General features: G+C 67.7%; 19 protein-coding genes. 7 read left to right on the forward strand and 12 right to left on the reverse strand.

All coding sequences use genetic code 11. The features are described from left to right. Positions 1 to 422 precede the first annotated feature (422 nt). A complete protein-coding gene (locus tag HPA01S_RS15130; protein WP_084360716.1) occupies positions 423 to 1,235 on the forward strand; it encodes a YbaY family lipoprotein in 813 nt (270 codons plus the stop codon). Between the two features lie 73 nt (positions 1,236 to 1,308). Here the strand turns inward: HPA01S_RS15130 and HPA01S_RS15135 are convergent, their stop codons facing one another. Further along, the gene (locus HPA01S_RS15135) at positions 1,309 to 2,733 is read right to left on the reverse strand and encodes an FAD-binding oxidoreductase (protein WP_066271596.1); all 1,425 of its coding nucleotides are present in this window, start codon (positions 2,731 to 2,733) and stop codon (positions 1,309 to 1,311) included. A gap of 90 nt (positions 2,734 to 2,823) precedes the next feature. Continuing rightward, positions 2,824 to 3,090 carry a hypothetical protein gene (locus HPA01S_RS15140; RefSeq protein WP_066271598.1) on the reverse strand — a complete coding sequence of 89 codons (267 nt, stop codon included), beginning with the start codon at positions 3,088 to 3,090 and terminating at the stop codon, positions 2,824 to 2,826. 207 nt (positions 3,091 to 3,297) lie between these two features. Between HPA01S_RS15140 and HPA01S_RS15145 the strand changes: the two genes are divergently transcribed. The 4 genes from HPA01S_RS15145 (at position 3,298) to HPA01S_RS15160 (ending at position 5,537) form a co-directional block, all read left to right on the forward strand. Further along, positions 3,298 to 3,864: a cob(I)yrinic acid a,c-diamide adenosyltransferase gene (locus tag HPA01S_RS15145; RefSeq protein ID WP_066271599.1), complete on the forward strand. Its 567-nt coding sequence runs from the start codon at positions 3,298 to 3,300 to the stop codon at positions 3,862 to 3,864. After that, positions 3,861 to 4,241: a hypothetical protein gene (locus HPA01S_RS15150; RefSeq protein ID WP_157085046.1), complete on the forward strand. Its 381-nt coding sequence runs from the start codon at positions 3,861 to 3,863 to the stop codon at positions 4,239 to 4,241. The genes HPA01S_RS15145 and HPA01S_RS15150 overlap by 4 nt, the downstream gene beginning before the upstream one ends. Before the next feature lie 104 nt (positions 4,242 to 4,345). Continuing rightward, complete coding sequence (locus HPA01S_RS15155; protein ID WP_066271604.1) at positions 4,346 to 4,984, forward strand: glutathione S-transferase; 639 nt, start codon at positions 4,346 to 4,348, stop codon at positions 4,982 to 4,984. Continuing rightward, a complete protein-coding gene (locus HPA01S_RS15160) occupies positions 4,974 to 5,537 on the forward strand; it encodes a GNAT family N-acetyltransferase (RefSeq protein ID WP_084360717.1) in 564 nt (187 codons plus the stop codon). The genes HPA01S_RS15155 and HPA01S_RS15160 overlap by 11 nt, the downstream gene beginning before the upstream one ends. Before the next feature lie 136 nt (positions 5,538 to 5,673). On the opposite strand, the gene HPA01S_RS15165 is transcribed toward HPA01S_RS15160, so the two are convergent. Both HPA01S_RS15165 and HPA01S_RS15170 read right to left on the reverse strand, forming a co-directional pair. Next, positions 5,674 to 6,801: a hypothetical protein gene (locus HPA01S_RS15165; RefSeq protein WP_066271605.1), complete on the reverse strand. Its 1,128-nt coding sequence runs from the start codon at positions 6,799 to 6,801 to the stop codon at positions 5,674 to 5,676. 140 nt (positions 6,802 to 6,941) lie between these two features. Further along, positions 6,942 to 7,364, reverse strand: a complete 423-nt coding sequence (locus tag HPA01S_RS15170) for a hotdog fold thioesterase (RefSeq protein ID WP_066271606.1) — start codon at positions 7,362 to 7,364, stop codon at positions 6,942 to 6,944. A gap of 158 nt (positions 7,365 to 7,522) precedes the next feature. Between HPA01S_RS15170 and HPA01S_RS15175 the strand changes: the two genes are divergently transcribed. Continuing rightward, on the forward strand, positions 7,523 to 8,833 hold the full coding sequence (locus tag HPA01S_RS15175; protein WP_066271607.1) for an AsmA-like C-terminal region-containing protein: 1,311 nt from the start codon (positions 7,523 to 7,525) through the stop codon (positions 8,831 to 8,833). Positions 8,834 to 8,881: 48 nt separating this feature from the next. Here the strand turns inward: HPA01S_RS15175 and HPA01S_RS15180 are convergent, their stop codons facing one another. Next, positions 8,882 to 10,192 (reverse strand): solute carrier family 23 protein, encoded by a 1,311-nt coding sequence (locus HPA01S_RS15180; protein ID WP_066271608.1) that lies wholly within the window; start codon positions 10,190 to 10,192, stop codon positions 8,882 to 8,884. A 312-nt stretch (positions 10,193 to 10,504) separates the two neighbouring features. Between HPA01S_RS15180 and HPA01S_RS15185 the strand changes: the two genes are divergently transcribed. Beyond that, entirely contained in the window at positions 10,505 to 11,794 is a 1,290-nt protein-coding gene (locus HPA01S_RS15185; RefSeq protein ID WP_157085047.1) for a DUF5677 domain-containing protein, read from the forward strand. A gap of 145 nt (positions 11,795 to 11,939) precedes the next feature. Here HPA01S_RS15185 and fahA read toward each other — a convergent pair whose 3' ends face one another. The 7 genes from fahA to HPA01S_RS15220 all read right to left on the reverse strand — a co-directional run bounded on the left by fahA (position 11,940) and on the right by HPA01S_RS15220 (position 18,271). Continuing rightward, positions 11,940 to 13,265, reverse strand: a complete 1,326-nt coding sequence (gene fahA, locus HPA01S_RS15190; RefSeq protein WP_066271610.1) for a fumarylacetoacetase — start codon at positions 13,263 to 13,265, stop codon at positions 11,940 to 11,942. Positions 13,266 to 13,351: 86 nt separating this feature from the next. Continuing rightward, the gene (locus tag HPA01S_RS15195) at positions 13,352 to 14,158 is read right to left on the reverse strand and encodes a cyclase family protein (protein WP_066271611.1); all 807 of its coding nucleotides are present in this window, start codon (positions 14,156 to 14,158) and stop codon (positions 13,352 to 13,354) included. A 40-nt stretch (positions 14,159 to 14,198) separates the two neighbouring features. Continuing rightward, a complete protein-coding gene (locus tag HPA01S_RS15200) occupies positions 14,199 to 14,975 on the reverse strand; it encodes an ABC transporter permease (RefSeq protein ID WP_084360718.1) in 777 nt (258 codons plus the stop codon). A 61-nt stretch (positions 14,976 to 15,036) separates the two neighbouring features. Next, complete coding sequence (locus HPA01S_RS15205) at positions 15,037 to 15,786, reverse strand: ABC transporter permease (protein WP_066271612.1); 750 nt, start codon at positions 15,784 to 15,786, stop codon at positions 15,037 to 15,039. A 1-nt stretch (position 15,787) separates the two neighbouring features. Continuing rightward, on the reverse strand, positions 15,788 to 16,555 hold the full coding sequence (locus tag HPA01S_RS15210) for an ABC transporter ATP-binding protein (protein WP_066271613.1): 768 nt from the start codon (positions 16,553 to 16,555) through the stop codon (positions 15,788 to 15,790). A 55-nt stretch (positions 16,556 to 16,610) separates the two neighbouring features. Next, complete coding sequence (locus HPA01S_RS15215; RefSeq protein WP_066271614.1) at positions 16,611 to 17,552, reverse strand: ABC transporter substrate-binding protein; 942 nt, start codon at positions 17,550 to 17,552, stop codon at positions 16,611 to 16,613. After that, positions 17,549 to 18,271, reverse strand: a complete 723-nt coding sequence (locus HPA01S_RS15220) for a TetR/AcrR family transcriptional regulator (RefSeq protein ID WP_066271615.1) — start codon at positions 18,269 to 18,271, stop codon at positions 17,549 to 17,551. Before HPA01S_RS15220 ends, HPA01S_RS15215 begins: the two co-directional genes overlap by 4 nt. Positions 18,272 to 18,278: the final 7 nt, after the last annotated feature.

Genomic DNA, 18,278 nt, shown 5'->3' on the forward strand with positions numbered 1-18,278 from the left:
GCCTTCGGCGCTACGAGGGGGGACGGCACCTGGGGCCGGCGAAGCCGGACCCTCGGTGCCCTTGGTCTGCGCTTTCTCATGCGCTGTGGGTTGCGCGCCGGCTGGTGCCTCTGCGCCGCTGCGCGGCGTCTCCCTCTGTGTTGGGCCTGCGGCGTTACGAGGCGGGCGGCCCTTGGGGCCAGCCCAGTCGGACCGTCGTTGCCCCTTGGCGGGCGCTTGTTGCGTGCGCTGTGGGTCGCGCGCCGGCTGGCGCCTCTGTGCCCCGCGCTGGCATCCGCTTTCGGCTCACGGGTCACCGTGCTCACATGCGATACGGGTTCTGCTCCGGTGGCTGTAGCATGCGTTGACAGGCGCGTCGGCCTTCTGCGCACAATGCGTGGGCCGGTTATCGCGCACCGCTTTTTCTTTTTTCAGGATCGCTCATGAAGACTTCATCGCCTCGCCTGTTCACGCGCCGCCCTTTGTTGTTGCTGGCCACCCTGGCCTCGGGCCTGTTGCTCTCGGCCTGTGCCACGCCGCCACCGGGCACCCTGCCGCCGCTCACCGTGACCGGCACGGCCCGTTTCGAGGGCCAGGTGGTGCTGCCCGCCAACGCGGTGCTGGACGTGTCGGTGGCCGACGTCTCGCGCGCCGATGCCCGCGCCAACACCCTGGCCCAGGCCACGCTGCCCGCCAATGGCGCACAACCCCTGCGTTTCAGCCTGCCCGTCGCGGGCCGGCTGGTGCAGGAGCGTGGCAGTTATTCGGTGCGTGCCGAGGTGCTGGTGGACGGCAAGGCCTTGTACGTGACCGACAGCGCCTACCTGGTGCTCGGCCATTCGGGCACCAGCCACGCCGACGTGCTGCTGCGCCCGGTCGACACACGCGCGCAGCCCGCGGCACCGCGCATCGAAAACGTGCGCTGGGCCCTGGTCGCGCTGGACGGCCAGCCGCTGCCGTCGCAGAGCGCGGCCACCACGCCGTACTTCGTGCTCAACGCCGATGGCCACCGCGTCACCGGCTCGGGTGGCTGCAATGAACTGGTGGGCACGTACACCCTGAGCGGTTCGGCGCTGCAGATGCTGCGTGGCCCACGCCGCGAGTTGAAGGTCTGCGCCACCGACATGGAACGCGAGCGCGCCCTGCTGTTTGCACTCGCCACCACCGAACAATGGGCCATGGAAGGCCGTCGCCTGCGCCTGCTCGACCGCCTGGGTGCCCAGGTGGCCCTGTTCGAGGCGCAGCCCGCGCCCTGAGCGGCCCGGCATATGCGCCCATGAAAAAAGCCTCCCGCTCGGGAGGCTTTTTTGTCCAGAGCCAGCGCCGCACTCAAAGAGCGAAGATCTTGCCCGGGTTCATGATGTTGTCGGGGTCCAGCGCGCGCTTGATGCTGCGCATCATGTCCACCGCGCCGGCACCAGCCTCGGTGAGCAGGAACTCCATCTTGTGCAGGCCCACGCCGTGCTCGCCCGAGCAGGTGCCGCCCAGGCTCAGCGCGCGCGCCACCAGCTTGTGGTTGAGCTCCTCGGCCAGCGTGTGTTCTTCCGGCTTGTCCGGGTCGATCAGGTAACCGAAGTGGAAGTTGCCATCGCCCACGTGGCCGACCAGGAAGTAGGGCAGGCCGGCGGCGTCGGCCTCGGTCACCGAGTCGAGCAGGCAGTCGGCCAGGCGGCTGATCGGCACGCAGGTGTCGGTGGAGATGGCGCGGCAGCCCGGCTTGCTCTGGATGGCGGCGAAGTAGGCGTTGTGCCGTGCGGTCCACAGGCGCGTGCGCTCCTCGGGCGTGTCGGCCCACTCGAAGGCGTTGCCGCCGAAGTCGCTGGCGATCTCCTGCACCGTCTCGGCCTGCTCCTTCACGCTCGCGGGCGAGCCGTGGAACTCCATCAGCAGCATGTTCTCTTCGCGCAGGCCCAGCTTGCTGTGTGCGTTGACCATGCGCACGGTGTTGTGGTCGATCAGCTCGCAGCGCGCGATCGGCACACCGAGCTGGATCACCTGGATCACGGTGCGCACGGCGGCCTCGATGGTGGGGAAGGAACAGGTGGCGGCCGAGATGGCTTCGGGCAGCGGATAGAGCTTGAGGGTGATCTCGGTGATCACGCCCAGCGTGCCCTCGCTGCCCACCAGCAGGCGGGTGAGGTCGTAGCCGGCGCTGCTCTTCCTGGCGCGCGTGCCGGTGCGGATGACTTCGCCCTGGGCGGTGACGACTTCGAGCGCCAGCACGTTCTCGCGCATGGTGCCGTAGCGCACCGCGTTCGTGCCCGAAGCGCGGGTGGCGCACATGCCGCCGATGGAGGCATCGGCGCCGGGGTCGATGGGGAAGAACAGGCCCTCGCTCTTCACCGCCTCGTTGACCGCCTTGCGCGTGACGCCGGGCTGCACCGTCACGGTGAGGTCTTCGGCGTTGACCGAGAGCACCTGGTTCATGCGGCTGAGGTCGATGCTGATGCCGCCCTGCACGGCCAGCAGGTGGCCTTCGAGCGAGGAGCCCACGCCGAAGGGAATCACCGGCACACGGTGCTGCGCGGCGAGCGCCACCGCATCGGCCACGTCCTGCGTGCTCTGCGCGAACACCACCGCCACCGGCGGTGGCACCTGGTAGATGGACTCGTCGCGGCCGTGCTGTTCGCGCACCACCAGGGCGGTGGAGCATTGCGCGCCGAAGCGCGCCTGCAGGGCGTCAAGGAAACCGTCCGGGATGGCGCGTGCGTGTACTTCGGGCGCCAGGTGGTGCAGGGTGGTGGGGGCGTTCATGGGGCAGGTCTCCGGTCGCTGTGTAGGTGACAGCGGGCCAGTTTAAGCCTTGCGGTCGCGCTGTGTGCGGCCGCGGCGCGCGCCGCCGCCTCAGCGCCGTTCGCTGCGGGAGATGCGTGGGGAGGTGTTGTCGGTGGCGTCCAGGCGCGCGATGCGCGGCAGCTGGGCCTGGCGCGGTGCCGGCACGCTGGAAGAAGAAGAGGAGGGGGAGGAGGAAGACGCCTGGCGGGCAGGCGGACCGGTCTGGGCGCTGGCCATGCCGGCCAGGCCGAGCGTGCAGGCGGCAATGAGCTGCACGCTGCGGGCTTCGAATTGGGACAGGCGCTGGGAGGTGGTACGGGGGCGGGATCGCGACATCGGTGGTGGCTCCTGCGGTGGGTGGAACAAGAGGCCCATTACCGCCCGCATCGCCGGGTGAGGCCAGCACTATTGCCGGACGTTGCCTCCATCACATGCGCTTTGCGGGGGACACATTTGCCTGCATTCCCTCACAATCCCCGGGTGGCATGCCGCCACCGGTCCGATGCGACCCGCAGCGACCCGACGAGAGGACACACAAACACCATGGGCAACCGACTCACCCAGATCGCCACCCGCACCGGCGACGCCGGCACCACCGGGCTGGGCGACAACACCCGCGTCTCCAAGGACAGCCTGCGCGTGCACGCCATGGGCGATGTCGACGAGCTCAATTCGCACATCGGCCTGCTGCTGTGCGAAGAGCTGCCCGACGGCGTGCGCGCGCTGCTGGTGGAGATCCAGCACCAGCTCTTCAACCTCGGTGGTGAGCTGTCCATTCCCGGCTTCGAGCTGCTCAAGCCCGAGGCCGTGCTTGCGCTCGACGAAGCGCTGGCCGAACACAACGAGGCGCTGCCGCGGCTGCAGGAGTTCATCCTGCCCGCCGGCAACCGCGCCGCCAGCCAGGCCCACGTGTGCCGCACCGTGGCACGCCGCGCCGAGCGCGCGGTGGTGGCACTGGACACCGCCGAAACCCTGAAGGACACGCCGCGCCAGTACCTCAACCGCCTGAGCGACCTGATGTTCGTGCTGGCCCGCGTGCTCAACCGCATGCACGGTGGCGATGACGTGTACTGGAAGAGCGAGCGCATGGCGAAGGCCGACGCACCATGAGACCTGCGCGAACCGCCATGGCGCTGGCGCTGGGCCTCGCGGTGACGGCTCTCGCGCTCCCGGCCGGGGCGCAACAGGCGAAGAAAAAAGACAAGGCCGCGGCCGCTGATGCGCGGGAAACGGTGACGCTGGTTTGCGAAGCGGTTTACCTGCCCGCGCGAACCACCTGGACGCGCACCGTGCGCATCGCCTACGACAAGCAGCGTGTGCAGGCGGTGCACATCGACGGCGTGCCGGCCTATACCTTCTCGGTCCAGAAAAACACCATCGCCACCGCGCTCGACAACGAGCGCATCCAGATCGACGTTGCCGCCCAGACCTGGAGCAGCGACTTCCGCGGCCAGGCCACGGCCCAGGGGCGTTGCGAGCGCGAGTGATCCTGCGCGCCCGCCGGCACCGCTGGCGTGGCGTTGTTCGGTGGCGTTTGGGGGTGACACCGGAATCGGGCACACTGGCCCGCCATCCACCCATTGGACCTCCCATGCAACTCGTCGGCATGCTTGATTCGCCCTACGTGCGGCGCGTCGCCATCTCCCTCCAACTGCTCGGCCTGCGCTTCGAGCACCGCTCGCTCTCGGTGTTCAGCACCTTCGACCAGTTCCAGAAGATCAACCCGGTCGTCAAGGCGCCCACCCTGGTGTGCGACGACGGCACGGTGCTGATGGACTCCAACCTGATCCTGGACTACGCACAAGCCCGCGCGCGGCCACGCAGCCTGCTGCCCGCCGAACTGCCCGCACTCGCGCTCGACCTGCGCCTCACCGGCCTTGCGCTGGCGGCCTGCGAGAAGAGCGTGCAGATCGTCTACGAGCGCGGCCTGCGCCCGCCCGAGAAACTGCACCAGCCCTGGGTCGAGCGCGTCAGCGGCCAGCTGCTCGCGGCCTATGCTGAGCTGGAGCATTCGCTCGCCGCGCGCACACTGCCCGCCGTCACCGGCGCCCGCCTGACCCAGGCCGGTGTGACGGTGGCCGTGGCCTGGCACTTCACGCAGCAGATGCTGCCCGAGGTGGTGCCCGCCGCCGACCACCCGGCGCTCGTGGCCTGGTCTGCGCAGGCCGAAGCATTGCCCGCCTTCCGCGCCGCGCCGCACGGCGACAGCACCTACCAGCATGTCGGCTGAGACGGGTGCACCGGGTGCGCTGCGTGCAACTGCCAATGCCAACGCAAACAACACGCTGCGCATCGAAGAGCTGCAGCAGCACCCCGGCCTGATCGGCCCCATCGCCGCCCAACTGCACGCCGAGTGGCGCGACTTCGCACCCTGGGCCTCCTTGCCGGCCATCGAACAACGCCTGGCGCAACACGCGCAGCAAGGCCAGCAGGGGCGGGTGCCGTTTGCGTTCGTGGCACTGGAGGGAGGGGCGGGAGAGCGGGGAGAGGCGGGCGCGGACCACTTCCTGGGCACCGCCAGCGTCAAGCTGTTTGAGCTGCCCGGCCACCCCGACAAGCCGCACTGGCTGGGCGAGGTGTTCGTGGCGCCGCAGGCGCGGGGCCGTGGCATCGGCAGCGCGCTCGTCTGCGCCTGCATCGAAGAAAGCCGGCGGCAGGGTCTGCCGGCGCTGTACCTCTACACGCCCGACCAGCAGGCGCTCTACGCCCGCCTGGGCTGGGTGGCGGTGGAAGAGGTCGAGGCCAACGGCGAGACCGTGTCCATCATGCGCCTGGGGCTCTGAACGCGGCAGGCGTCCCCGGGGACTCGCGCGCCACCACCATGCCGGTGCACGCGCTGGAGGTCAGCCCGCCCGCGGTGGTGTCGGACCGCAGGGCCTCGCCCGTGGCCGGCGATGGTGTGACCGCACACCGTGCAGTTCAGGGCGCGGGGTGCCAGTGGGCTGCGTCGCGTTGCGCGTCGAAGCTCAGGGGGTTGTCCGGGCCGGACTGGGAGAACCTCTGCTTGCAACCGTTGATGGTGCCGGCATCGCCCTTGCTCACGAAGTTCCCGGAGGCCTCGCAGAAGGTCTTGACCATGTAGCTGTTGCACTGCGCGAGGGTGAGGGGCTTGGCGGGTGGCGTTGACGGGGAGAGAAAGTCCCAGGCCACGGATTGCAGGGCCTTCGCCTGGGCCGCACCCACCCCGGAAGGGGACCAGGCCCCGACCGGCGAACGCCCGTAGATGGTGGCGTAGGACACCAGCGCAACGTAGTAGGCCCCGGCCCGCGTGAGGTGCACATCGTCGGTGAACAACTGCCCCATCGTGGCCTTGACGTCGGCCTGCGAGAAACCCGGCAGTTGCTGGCGGGTGGAGCGGTCCACCAGGGCCGCCAGGGCGGCGGCGGCGGGAATCTGCCGGATGCGGTCCGGCCGGTTCTCATGGATCAGCGAGGTGTTGATGCGCGTGGCGATGCACTGCCACGCCTGATCCGCTTCGCGTTCGTATTGCACCCAGGTCTGCGGGTTGGCCATGTCCTTGATGCCCCACCACGAGGTGTAGAGGTAGGTCTGCACCGCCGGGTTGGCATCGTGGGCGCGCTCGTGGAAATGCCGCAGCTGGCGCACGGTGTCTTCCCAGATCAGGGGGCCCAGCAGATCGTGGCGCTCGGTGATCAGCAACACGTTGTAGCGGTCTCCCCCGATCTCCTTGCCGCTGCGAAGCTCCCCCAGGACGTCGATGTCCGACCCCGACCGGTTCTTGCCTTGCCGATAGCCTGACCAGCTGCCCTGGCCGTGGGTGCGTGCCCTGATGGGCGAGCCGATGACGATCTGCTGGTTGTAGCGCGCGGGGGTGCCCATGCTGCTGGCGATCTGGGTGATGTACTCGCCCACGGGGTTGTCCGTCAGGCTGTGGCCTGAAACGAAAAGACGCAGGTTGCCGGAGGGGGCCTGTGGGGGTTCTGCGGCAAGAGACGCCACGGTGCCGAAGACCAGGGCGGCCGCGCCCAGAGATCGCAGCAAACGGGACAGCGTGGGCAATGGCGTGCGCGGGGTGGAGTGGGTCATGGCAGAGACGGTTGAGGTGGGGCCGATGGAGGTTTCAGCGCTCGTTGGCGGCATGCTGGTCACGCGCAACGAGAAATCAGCTGCTGCGAACAGCATCGACCATACCGAGGCGCGCGGGCCTACGTCAAGCCGCCCACCGGTCAGCGCCCGCCCAGCACCGCCATGGTGATGCGCGAAACGCAGGTCAGCTCGCCCGCGTCGTTGCTCAGGTCGATCTGCCACACCTGCGTGGTGCGGCCGATGTGCACCGGCCGCGTGACGCCCGTCACCCAGCCCGCGGTTGCGCCCTTCAGGTGGTTGGCGTTGATGTCCAGGCCCACCGCGCGCTGGCCTTCCGGGCAGCTGTAGGCCGCGCCGCACGAGCCCAGCGTTTCGGCCAGCACCACGCTCACGCCGCCGTGCAGCAGGCCGTAGGGCTGCTTGGTGCGGGCGTCCACCGGCACGCGGGCGCGGATGAAGTCGGGCCCGACTTCCAGGAACTCGATGCCGAGCTGCTGCACCGCCGTGTCCTGGTGGATGCGGGTGAGTTCTTCGACCGAGATGGGCTTTTTCCAGATGTTCAAACGGGTTCTCCAGTGATCAAGGGCGCCCCTATTAAAACCGCGCCCGCGTGCCCGGTACGCCGGCAGGGCCGGGTGGCTGCGTGTGGAGGCGGCAAGCACCTACAGACAGCGGCGCGCCGGGCGCGCATCATGGTGCGAAACAGGCCCAGTCACCCACCATGACACCCACCCGCCGCCGGCCTCTGCCCGTCCTCGGCGCTCTCGGCGCCCTGGCGGCGCTGCTCGCGGCCGCCGCCGTGGCGCTGTGGGCCATGTTGCCCAACGACGAACAGCTGGCGCGCCGCATCGAGGCCGAGTTCCAGGCCCGCCTCGGGCAACCGCTGGTGGTGGGCGGCTTGCGCTGGCGCCTGCTGGGTGGGCCCGTGCTGGAGCTGCGCGACGTGCACACGCAGCAGCAACCCGAAGCCATTCAGGCCCGCCGCATCACCCTCTACCCCGCGCTGTGGCCCCTGTTGCGCCAGCGGTTGGTGATTCACCGGCTGGAGGTGGACGGTGCTGTGCTGCCGCGCGAGGCGCTTGCGGCGTTTCGGGGCGAGGCGCCAGGCAACAAGCAAGCTGTGCAGGCCGTGGAGGCCGTGCAGTTGCGCCGCCTGCGCGTGACCGACACCACCTACATCTCGCACAGCGGCACCCGCGAGGTGTACGAGGGCGAGGTGGACTTTGACGACGACCGCCTGCCGCGGCGCATCCACCTCCTGCGCCCGGGCGTGGTGCCGCCGTTGACGCTGCAGGCCACACGCGACGGCAAGACCGAGCGTGGCGCCCACGTCTACCGGCTGAGCGTGCAGGGCGCGGGCGGCACGGCACAGGGCCAGGCGCGGCTGCTCGGCGCAGCCGACGGCGGCATGACGCTGAGCGGCGAACTCGCGCCGCGCCAGGTGGACGTGCAGGCCATGCTGCAGGCCTTCCACCGGCGCTCGCCCATCGGCGGCGTGGCCTCGGGCGACACCACGCTGCACGCCGAGGGCGAGTCGCTGGACGCGCTGTTCCGTTCGCTGCGCACACGCAGCGTGCTGAGCGTGGAGCGCGCCAGGATGTTGCGCTTCAACCTGGACAAGGCGGTCAAGTCGCTCGGTCGGGACACCGCCGGCGAAACCGCGCTGGACAGCCTCAGCGGCGTGATGGAAACGCAGAACACCGCGCAGGGGCTCAAGACCGTGTTCACCGACGTGAAGGCCGTGGCCGGCACCTACAGCGCGACGGGACGGGTCACATTGCAGCGCCGACAGATCGACGCCCAGGGCCGGCTGGAAGTGGCGGGCGGCGTGGTGGACGTGCCCTTCGCGCTGCATGGGCCCACGAGCCAGCCCGAAGTTGAACTGGCCTGGGGCAGCCTGGCCGGTGCGGCCGTGGGCACGGCGGTGTTGCCCGGCATCGGCACCGTGCTCGGTGCCAAGATCGGCGGCGTGCTCAGCGCACCGCCAGAAACCCCGGCAGAGCGGGCGCGGCGCGAGCGCACGCGCCGCTGAAGAACACCCGCAAAAAAAAGGCGGCCACCTTGCGTGGCCGCCAGACACTCAGTGCTTTTGGCGGGCCGGAGCGGGGGCGCCGCGGTTGAGCAGGGCATACAGGATGATCGCGCCGAAAGTCGCGGTTCCGATGCCACCCAGCGCGAACTCGCCGAACTTCAGCGTGTAGTCGCCCGTGCCCAGGATCACGGTGATGGCGGCCACCAGCAGGTTCTTGTTGTCCGAGAAATCCACCTTGTTGTCGACCCAGATCTTCGCGCCCGCGATGGCGATCAAACCGAACACCACGATGGACACGCCGCCCATCACCGCCAGCGGAATCGCCTGGATCAGCGCGCCGAACTTCGGCGAGAAGCCCAGCAGGATGGCCATGACGCCGGCCAGCAGGAAGATCGCGGTCGAGTAGATCTTGGTCGCGGCCATCACGCCGATGTTCTCGGCATAGGTCGTCACACCGGTGCCACCGGCGCTGCCGGCCACCATGGTCGCCACGCCGTCGCCGATGAAGGCGCGGCCCATGTACTGGTCGAGGTCGCGGCCGGTCATGGCCGTCACCGCCTTGATGTGGCCCAGGTTCTCGGCCACCAGAATGATGACCACCGGCACGATCAGCAGCATGGCGTTCATCTCGAACACCGGCTTGCTGAAGTTGGGCATGCCGAACCAGGCGGCGTTGGCAATGCCCGAGAGATCCAGCGGCTTGCCCAGGCCCATGCCGTTGGTGAGCACCGCGTAGATGATGCTGGCGACGATCAGGCCCATGAGGATCAGCAGGCGCTGCACCATGCCGCGCGTGAACACCGCCACCAGCGCCACGCTGACGAAGGTGATGCCCTGCATCCAGGCGTCGAAGCCGGTGGGCGCCATGTTCTTGACCGGAATGCCGGCCAGGTTCAGGCCGATCACCGCCACCACCGCGCCGGTGACCACCGGCGGCATGAAGCGCTCGATCCAGCCCGTGCCCACGGCCTGCACGATGAGGCCGATGACGGTGTAGACCACGCCGCAGGCAATGATGCCGCCCAGCGCCACGCCGATGTTGCCGTTGGGGCCGGAGCCCGCGTAACCGCTGGCCGCGATCACCACGCCGATGAAGGCGAAGCTCGAACCCAGGTAACTCGGCACCTTGCCGCCGGTGATGAGGAAGAAGATCAGCGTGCCGATACCGCTCATGAGTACGGCCACGTTCGGATCAAAGCCCATGAGCAGCGGTGCGAGCACGGTGGAGCCGAACATGGCGATCAAGTGCTGCACGCCCATCACGCCGGTCTGTGGCCACGGCAAGCGTTCGTCGGGGGCGATCACGCCGCCGTTGTTGAGTGTGGCGGCGCTCTTTTCTGTCCAGTGGAACATGCCCATGCGAGCTTCTCCTCGTTGTTGTGTTGTTTGTGTTTGGGATGCGGCGCGTTCGCGCCGGCACGGATTGTGCCTTTAAAGGTTGCGGGGTGGGGCAACTTGAGGTGGGCGGGAAGTGCAGTGCTGGCTTTGACTTAAGCGGCGTCTGCTTCAAACGGATTTCAGCTGATCGGTCCTTCGGTACCCGCGGCTGCGTGCTTGCGGAGCCCGAAAGTTTCGGAGGTGAATGTCTACTGCCGTGGCCAACCCGGTAAACAAGGCAGGTCCTCCTGCCCGGCTAGTCGAAGACTTTGGCTCACAGCCACAATAGCAAGCATGCCAAAGAAACGACCTCATGCAGCAACGGAGTTTCATCACGCTTACTTGGAAGCGGTGCGAAGTCAAACAGGATCAGCACACCTACTCGCTCGCATTCTGAACAAGAAGCTCCTCGAGCAAGGCATTGATAGCTCAAAGCACTTCGACGCCATTAAAGATGCCGCAGAGCAACTTTTGGCCGCACCGTCAGGCGCTGAGTCGTCCAGTTTCGACTTGGTGCTCGATGACGAGATCACGGCCGGCCGAAGCGTCAATATTCATCTGAATAGCGCGGACGTTGAGCAGATCGCTAAAGAGCTCTCCAGCGCCATTGAAACAGCGGCTAACGACCTCTTCGAATCACTGAGCGCTTCTGCGTTGCAGAGTGTCCTCAAGGACTCTGAGGTCCGCCTGCTTCACCTGACAAATGAGCGCGACGCTTTCATACGGCGGCTCGAACTGACATGGGCCGAACCGCTCAAGCTGCTCGAGATCCAAGTGGCTCTTTGTCAAGAGATTGGGGAGGTGCGGAATGATTGGCTTAGAAGGCAGCGCCGCAAGTCCAAGGACATTGCGGTAGTGGATGTTGTCACGCGGTTGCAAGGCCGGGCGGTACAGGTCGCAGGGGAAGTGCAGGCCCTGTTACGCAACGGATTCGCTGATGGGGCTATGTCACGCTGGCGAACAATGCACGAATTAATGGTTACCGCAATGCTGATCGCCAAACGCGGTCCAGCAGTAGCGGAGCGGTACGTCGCACATGTTGATGCAGACTCAATCAAGGCCGCCCGTCAGTACACACGGTTCGCAGCCACTCTGCAGCATCGACCAATCTCTGCACGTGACCAGAAACGTCAGGATGCCTTGGCAGCCGATCTGGAGCGCAAATACGGCAAACCCTTCCTCAATGACTACGGCTGGGCAGCGGACACGCTAAACAATCCAAACCCGTCCTTTGCCAGTATTGAAGCCGCTGTCGACTTCAGTCGCCTGCGGCCATATTTCAAACTGGCGAGCAACTCCGTACATGCAGGTGCAAAAGGCACGTTCTTTCGCCTGGGCATCCTCGGCGACCAAAATTGCATCCTGGTGGGGGCCAGCAACGTGGGCTTGCAAGAAGCCGGGCGGCTCGCGGCTCTTTCGTTGACTCAAATCACGATGGTTCTGCTTTTGATTCATCCGAACACCGATAGCATCATCTGGTCTCGTGTACTCGGCGAACTTTCATTGAAGGTTGAACAGCAGTTCGTGAAAGTGCAGCGACGCATCGAACGAAAAGAGCGACAGCTACGCAAGGAAAAAGCATGAGCGAACAGAAAGTACCACCCGCGAGCAGCAGCCTAGGAGCAACGTAGGCAAGCGGGCCAGCAGCTACTCATATCGAGGCCACAGACCAGCTCCATCGCAGGACCACACACCACGGCAGCACCCCCGCGACAGAGCCGTCCCTACCTCACCCCACCGCCGGCAACACCTCACCCCGGCTCTCACCAAAACCGATGCGCGCCGCGCCCGGCTTTTCGCACCAGCCGCGCAGGATCACCGTGTCGCCGTCTTCCAGGAAGCGGCGCTGGGCGTTGATGCCGGGCAGGGGCACGTCTTTCGTGCCGCCCACGCTGAGTTCCACGATGGCGCCGGCCTCGGGTTGGGTCGGGCCCGAGATGGTGCCGGTGCCGAGCAGGTCACCCGGTTGCAGGTTGCAGCCGCCCACGGTGTGCTGCGCCAGCATCTGCGCAATGGTCCAGTACTGGTGGCGGAAACTGGTGGCCGAGAGGCGGTCGGGGGCGATGCCGCGTTCGCGGTGTTCGCGCGCTTCCAGGCACACCTCCAGCTGCACGTCCAGGCCGCCGCTGGCGGTGTTGGCGGGGCTGTCGAGGTAGGCCAGTGGTTGCGGTTCGTCGGCCGGGTGCGCAAAGGGCACGCGGTAGGGTGCGAGGGCTTCCATCGTCACGATCCAGGGCGAGACGGTGGTGCAGAAGTTCTTGCCGAGGAAGGGGCCGAGTGGCGCCATTTCCCAGAACTGGTGGTCGCGTGCGGACCAGTCGTTGAGCAGGCACATGCCGAAGATGTGGTCTTCGGCTTCGGTCAGCGGAATGGGTGCGCCCAGCGCGTTGCCGGGGCCGACGTAGAAGCCCATCTCCAGCTCGTAGTCGAGCCGGCGGCAGGGGCCGTAGACCGGTGCGCTCGCGCCCGGCGCCATGGCCTGGCCCATGGGGCGCTTGAACGGGGTGCCGCTGATGACGACGCTGGAGGCGCGGCCGTGGTACGCGATGGGGATCCACTGGAAGTTGGGCGTGAGTGGATCGTCCGGGCGGACCACGCGGCCCACGTTGCGTGCGTGGTGGATGGAGGTGTAGAAGTCGGTGTAGTCGCCGATGCGCGTGGGCACGCGGTGCTCCACCTCGGCCTGCGGAATCAGGCTGGCGCGCAGCGCGGTCACGCCGGGGCCGCTGGCGCCGGTCTTGAGCAGGTCGAACAGCGCGTGGCGCAGCGCGCGCCAGGCGGCCGGGCCCATGGCCAGGAAGTCGTTGAGTGCGTCACCCGCGCAGGCGTTCACCGCCTTCACCGCAGCAGGGCCCGAGACGGCGCCGGCCTTGGCGACGGCGGCGAGGTCGATCACCTGGTCGCCGATGGCGACACCGCCACGGAACGCTTCGTTTGAACCCTTGCGACGGAAGACGCCAAAAGGCAGGTTCTGGATCGGGAAATCGGTGCCCGGTGCGTTGGCCGATTCAAGCCAGCTGCGGGTGTTGACGTCGTGCGTGTGGTTCAGTTCCATGAGGGTTGTTCCTGTGCGAAAGAAAGGCGATCCGGCGCCGGGCCGCCCGGGGCCCGGTCACGCTGCGCGGTGCTGCAGCGTGGGGGTCAGGCCGTGGCTTGCAGGGCGTCGTCGAAGATGGCAACCGCGCGTGTCCAGCCGGCCGAAGCGCCGCGGATCTTGTGCGGGAAGCAGCTGATGAAGAAGCCGGTGGGGGGCAGCGCTTCCAGGTTGTGCAGCTTCTCGATGTGGCAGTAGCCGATGTCGCGGCCGGCCTTGTGGCCTTCCCAGATCAGCGAGGCGTCTTTGGTTTCGCCGTACTTCTGTGCGGTGTGCACGAAGGGCGCGTCCCAGCTCCAGGCGTCGGTGCCGGTCAGGCGCACGCCGCGTTCCAGCAGGTACATGGTGGCTTCGTAGCCCATGCCGCAGCCGGAAGCCACGTAGTCGTTGTGGCCGTAGCGCGAACCGGCGCGCGTGTTCACCACTACGATCTCCAGCGGCTTGAGCGTGTGGTTGATGCGCTTGAGTTCGGCCTCCACGTCTTCGGCCGTCACCACGTAGCCATCGGCGAAGTGGCGGAAGTCCAGCTTCACGCCGGGCTGGAAGCACCACTCCAGCGGCACGTCGTGGATGGCGATGGCGGGCTTCTTCTCGCCCAGCGCCTTGTCCATCGTGGAGTGGAAGTGGTACGGCGCATCAAGGTGGGTGCCGTTGTGGGTGGAGAGCTGCACCAGCTCCACCGCCCAGCCTTCGCCGTCGGGCAGGTCTTCTTTTTTCAGGCCGGGAAAGAATGGCTCGATCTGCTCGAAGGTGTTGTCGTGCGTGAAGTACTGGATCTTCGGCGCGAACGCCGGCGGATCGCTCACCACGTCGTTTTCAAGGTAAATGGACAGGTCAACGAATTTGCGGGACATGGTCTTCTCCGGTGGGGTCGTGGTTGTGTGTTGTTGTGGTTCAGGGCCGTTGCCAGCGCAGCAGCGAGCGCTCGGCCAGCGCAAGCACCACGTTGCTGGCAAAGCCCATGGCGCCGAGCAGCACGATGCCGGCAAACAGCTCGCTGGCCTGGAACGAGCGCGCGGCCAGCAGGATGGCCTGGCCCAGGCCGGGTTGCGAGGCGATCATCTCGCCCACCACCGAGACGATGAGCGAGACCGTCATCGACAGCCGCATGCCGGCCAGGATGTCGGGCATGGCGTTGGGCAGACCGATCTTGAGCACGAAGGCGAGGTGGCTGAGCTCCAGCGAGCGCGACACTTCGCGCAGTTGCTTGTGCACGTTGGCCAGGCCGTGCAGCGTGGCCAGCAGCACCGGCCACATGGCACCAAAGGCCACCACCGCCAGCACCATGCCGCCCGAGAGGCCGAACAGCGCAATGGCCAGCGGCATGATGGCCGAGGCCGGCAGCGGGCGGATGAACTCCAGCGTGGGCGCGATCCATTCGCTGGCGCGCTTCGAGCTGCCGATGAGCGCGCCCAGCGCGATGCCCAGTGCGCTGGCCAGCACCCAGCCGCTGAACATGCGGCTGAGCGTGGCCCAGGTGTAGCCGGCGAGGTCGCCGCCGGACAGGCCTTGCACCAGGCTTTGCAGCGTGGCTTGTGGCGTGGGCAGGAAGGCGCGGTTCACCCAGCCGCTGGTGCTGGCCATCCACCACAAGGCGATGAAGGCGCCGAGCACGAGCACCGAGCCCGAAGCGTTGCCGATGGCGGTGAGGGTGCGGTAATTGTTTTTCATTGGAAACCTCCGCCCTGCGGGCTGCGGTGCGAGCTGGCTTGGGAACGGCCCGGCGCTGCGCTCATGCGGCCTGCTCCCCCATGGCGCGTGCCACGCGGTGCTGCAGCGCGAGTGCGCCGACGTTGATGAGGTAACCGACCACGCCGATCCACACCAGCCAGGCCAGCATGAGGGCCGGGTCCAGGCTTTGCTGCGCGATCATCATGGCGTAGCCCATGCCGTGCGGGTTGGCCGCGATCTCCACCGTGACGGCGACCACCAGCGCAATCGCCACACCGAGGCGCAGCGCAACGAACAGGCGCGGCACGATGGCCGGGCCGATGATCCAGGCGAAGCGCTGCCATGCCGTGAGTTCCAGCGCGCGCGACACCTCCAGCAGGCGCGGCTCCACCTGTTGCACCGCCGCCTGCGTGAGCACCAGCATGGGCCACAGGCAGGCAAAAGCGACCACGCTGAGTTCCATGCGCAGGCCGAAGCCGAACACCAGCATGGCCAGCGGAATCAGCGCTACCGAAGGAATCGGGCGCGCCACTTCCACGCTCAGGAAACCGAGGCGCGCGGCGCGGCGCGACAGGCCGAGCAAGGTGCCCAGCAGCAGGCCGCCGAGCGCGCCGATCAGCAGGCCCAGCGCGGCGGTGCCGAGCGTGAAGGCCGTGGCCTCGAACAGCGAGCCGTCCATTGCCGCGCCCCAGAAGGCGCGCACCGCGGCGCTGGGCGGGGCGATGGCATCGCTGCCCTGGCCGGTGGTGCGTGCCCAGACTTCCAGCGCGCCGATCAGCAGCGCCGGAAAGGCAAGGGATTTGAGCTTCATCTCAATGTCCCAGGTAGTGGTACAGCTCGCGGCGCAGGCGCAGGAACTCGGGGTGTTCCTTGGTGCTGAGCTGGTCGCGTGGTTGCGGCAGCGGCACGTCGATCAGCGCCGCCAGGCTGGGCAGCTCGGGTGTGGGGTTGCTGCGCAGGGCGATCACGCGGTCGCCCAGGTACAGCGCTTCTTCCAGGTCGTGGGTGACGAACATCACCGTCAAACCCTCTTCACGCACCAGGCGGGCCAGTTCGTCCTGCAGCGTCTCGCGCGTCATCGCGTCGAGTGCGCCGAAGGGCTCGTCCATCAGCATCACGTCGGGCCGCTGCGCGAGGCAACGCGCGATCTGCACGCGCTGCTGCATGCCGCCCGAGAGCTGGGCCGGAAACTTGTGCGCGTGCGCCTGCAGGCCCACGGTTTTCAGCACATGCTCGATGCGCGCGGGCCGTTCGGCCGCGGGCACGTTCGCCGCTTCCAGCGCCAGGCTCACGTTGGCCTGCACCGTGCGCCAGGGCAGCAGGGCGCGCCCGTAGTCCTGGAACACGAAGGCCACCTCGCGGCTCGGGCCGGTGATGGCCGCGCCCTTGCGCCGCACGCTGCCGCCACTGGGCGTGACGAAGCCGGCAGCGGCACGCAGCAGCGTGGTCTTGCCGCAGCCCGAAGGACCGATCACGCACACGAACTCGCCGCGTTTCACGGTGAGCTCGACGGGCGAGAGGATCTGCCGGCCACCGAGCTCGATGGCGACGCGGTCGAAGTGCAATACGGAATCGGTCATGTCGGAATCGGTTCTGCTCGGCGGGGCACTGGCGTGTGGCGTGGCGTGGCGTGTCTCACTTGGCGATCAGGCGTGCGACGTCGGGCACGGTCTTCAGCATGCCCTGGTCTTTCATGAGGTCAACCCAGTAGGCGAGTTGCTTCTCGGTGACCACCGGGCCGGGGGGCGAGATCTGCACCTTGGCGATCACCTCTGGCGGCAGCTTGATGTACTTGCCGATGGCGGCGCGCACCGCGGCGTCGTTCTTCGGCTGGTTGATGAAGGCCGCAGCCTCCTGCACCGCTTCGCGGAACGCCTTTGCCGCAGCGGGGTTCTTCGCCACCCAGTCGCGCCGCGCCACGTGGATGATGGTGGGCTGGTTCTCGGGCAGGAAGGTGGAGTAGTACGAGGCCACGTAGCCCACGCCGGTGTCGGTGATGCGGCTCATGAACGGGTCGGCGCTCACCACGGCATCCACGGAGCCGCCGCGCAGCAGGTCGCCGTGTTGCGGGAACGCGGCTTCAACGAAGTTCACCTTGGTGTAGTCCACACCCTGGCTCTTGAGCCAGGCGCGGAAGGTCACGTGCAGGAAGGCGCCCAGGCCGGGCACACCGATCTTCTTGCCGACGCAGTCCTGCGCCTTGCGGATGCCGCTGCCGGCCTTGGCCACGAGGCCGAAACCGGTGATGGTCTTGGACGTGACGCCGGCACCGGCCACCACCACGTGGTCGAGCCCGCCGTCCACGGACTGCAGGTACACGCTGGGCGTGGGGCCGCCGATCTGCAGCGAGTCGGCCTGCACCGCGGCTGGAATGGTGGAGTTGATCGGGATGAACTTGAGCTCCACGTCGAGCGCGCGCTTCTTGAAGTAGCCGTTTTCAGCGGCGACGAACACCGAGGCGAAGTCGGTCACGGCGGTGTAGCCGAACACGATCTTGGTGTTGCTCTGCGCCAGGGCCGGCAGGCTCACGGCGGCGGGGATGGACGCCAGGGCGGCGAGGGCGGTGCGACGTTTCATGCTTGTCTCCTTCGGGGTGGGGTGGTCGAACGTTTTGGTTTCGTGTCGGGAGGGGTGAGAGCGGCGCGCAGGCCGCCCACGATGAAGCGCACCAGCCGCTCGGCGGCGGCGGGGTCGCTGGGTGTGTTGACGTGGTCGGAGAGCCGCGCGATGCGGTGGTCCACCAGGTGGTGCAGCAGCGCGCCGAGGGCGAACTGGTAGCCCCAGGCAGCGTCGGCGCGCGTGCCGTGCGGCAGGGTCTGGTGCAGCGCGTCGATGAAGCGGTTGGCCATGGGGTCGAAGAACTCGTGCAGCACGCGCTCGGACTCTTCGCTGTTGTAGGTCAGCTCGCGGCCGACCAGCTGCGCGTAGTACTGCCCCTCGGGGCTGCAGCGCATGCGGATCACGGGGTAGATGAAGGCCTCGGTGATGCGCGTGAGCGTCTGCGGATCGGCCGGGTCGATCGGCACCGCTTCCAGCGCGGCCAGGCGCTCGTCGATGGTGTGGCCCCAGTGCGCGAACACGGCGTGGAACAGGTCCTGCTTCGGCCCGTAGTAATAGGCCACCAGCGCGAGCGGCACGCCGGCCTCTTCGGCAATCTGGCGGATCGTCACCGCGTGGTAGCCGCGCTGCGCGAACAGCCGTTCCGCCGCGAGCAGGATGGCCTGCTGGCGGTCGGGGCGCGGTGCGGCCTCGCGCTTGCGGCGGGCGGTCGCGGGGGCGGTTTTTCGGGTGACCATTTGCGTA

Source organism: Hydrogenophaga palleronii NBRC 102513, assembly GCF_001571225.1.
In the GTDB taxonomy this organism is placed as follows: Bacteria; Pseudomonadota; Gammaproteobacteria; order Burkholderiales; family Burkholderiaceae_C; genus Hydrogenophaga; species Hydrogenophaga palleronii.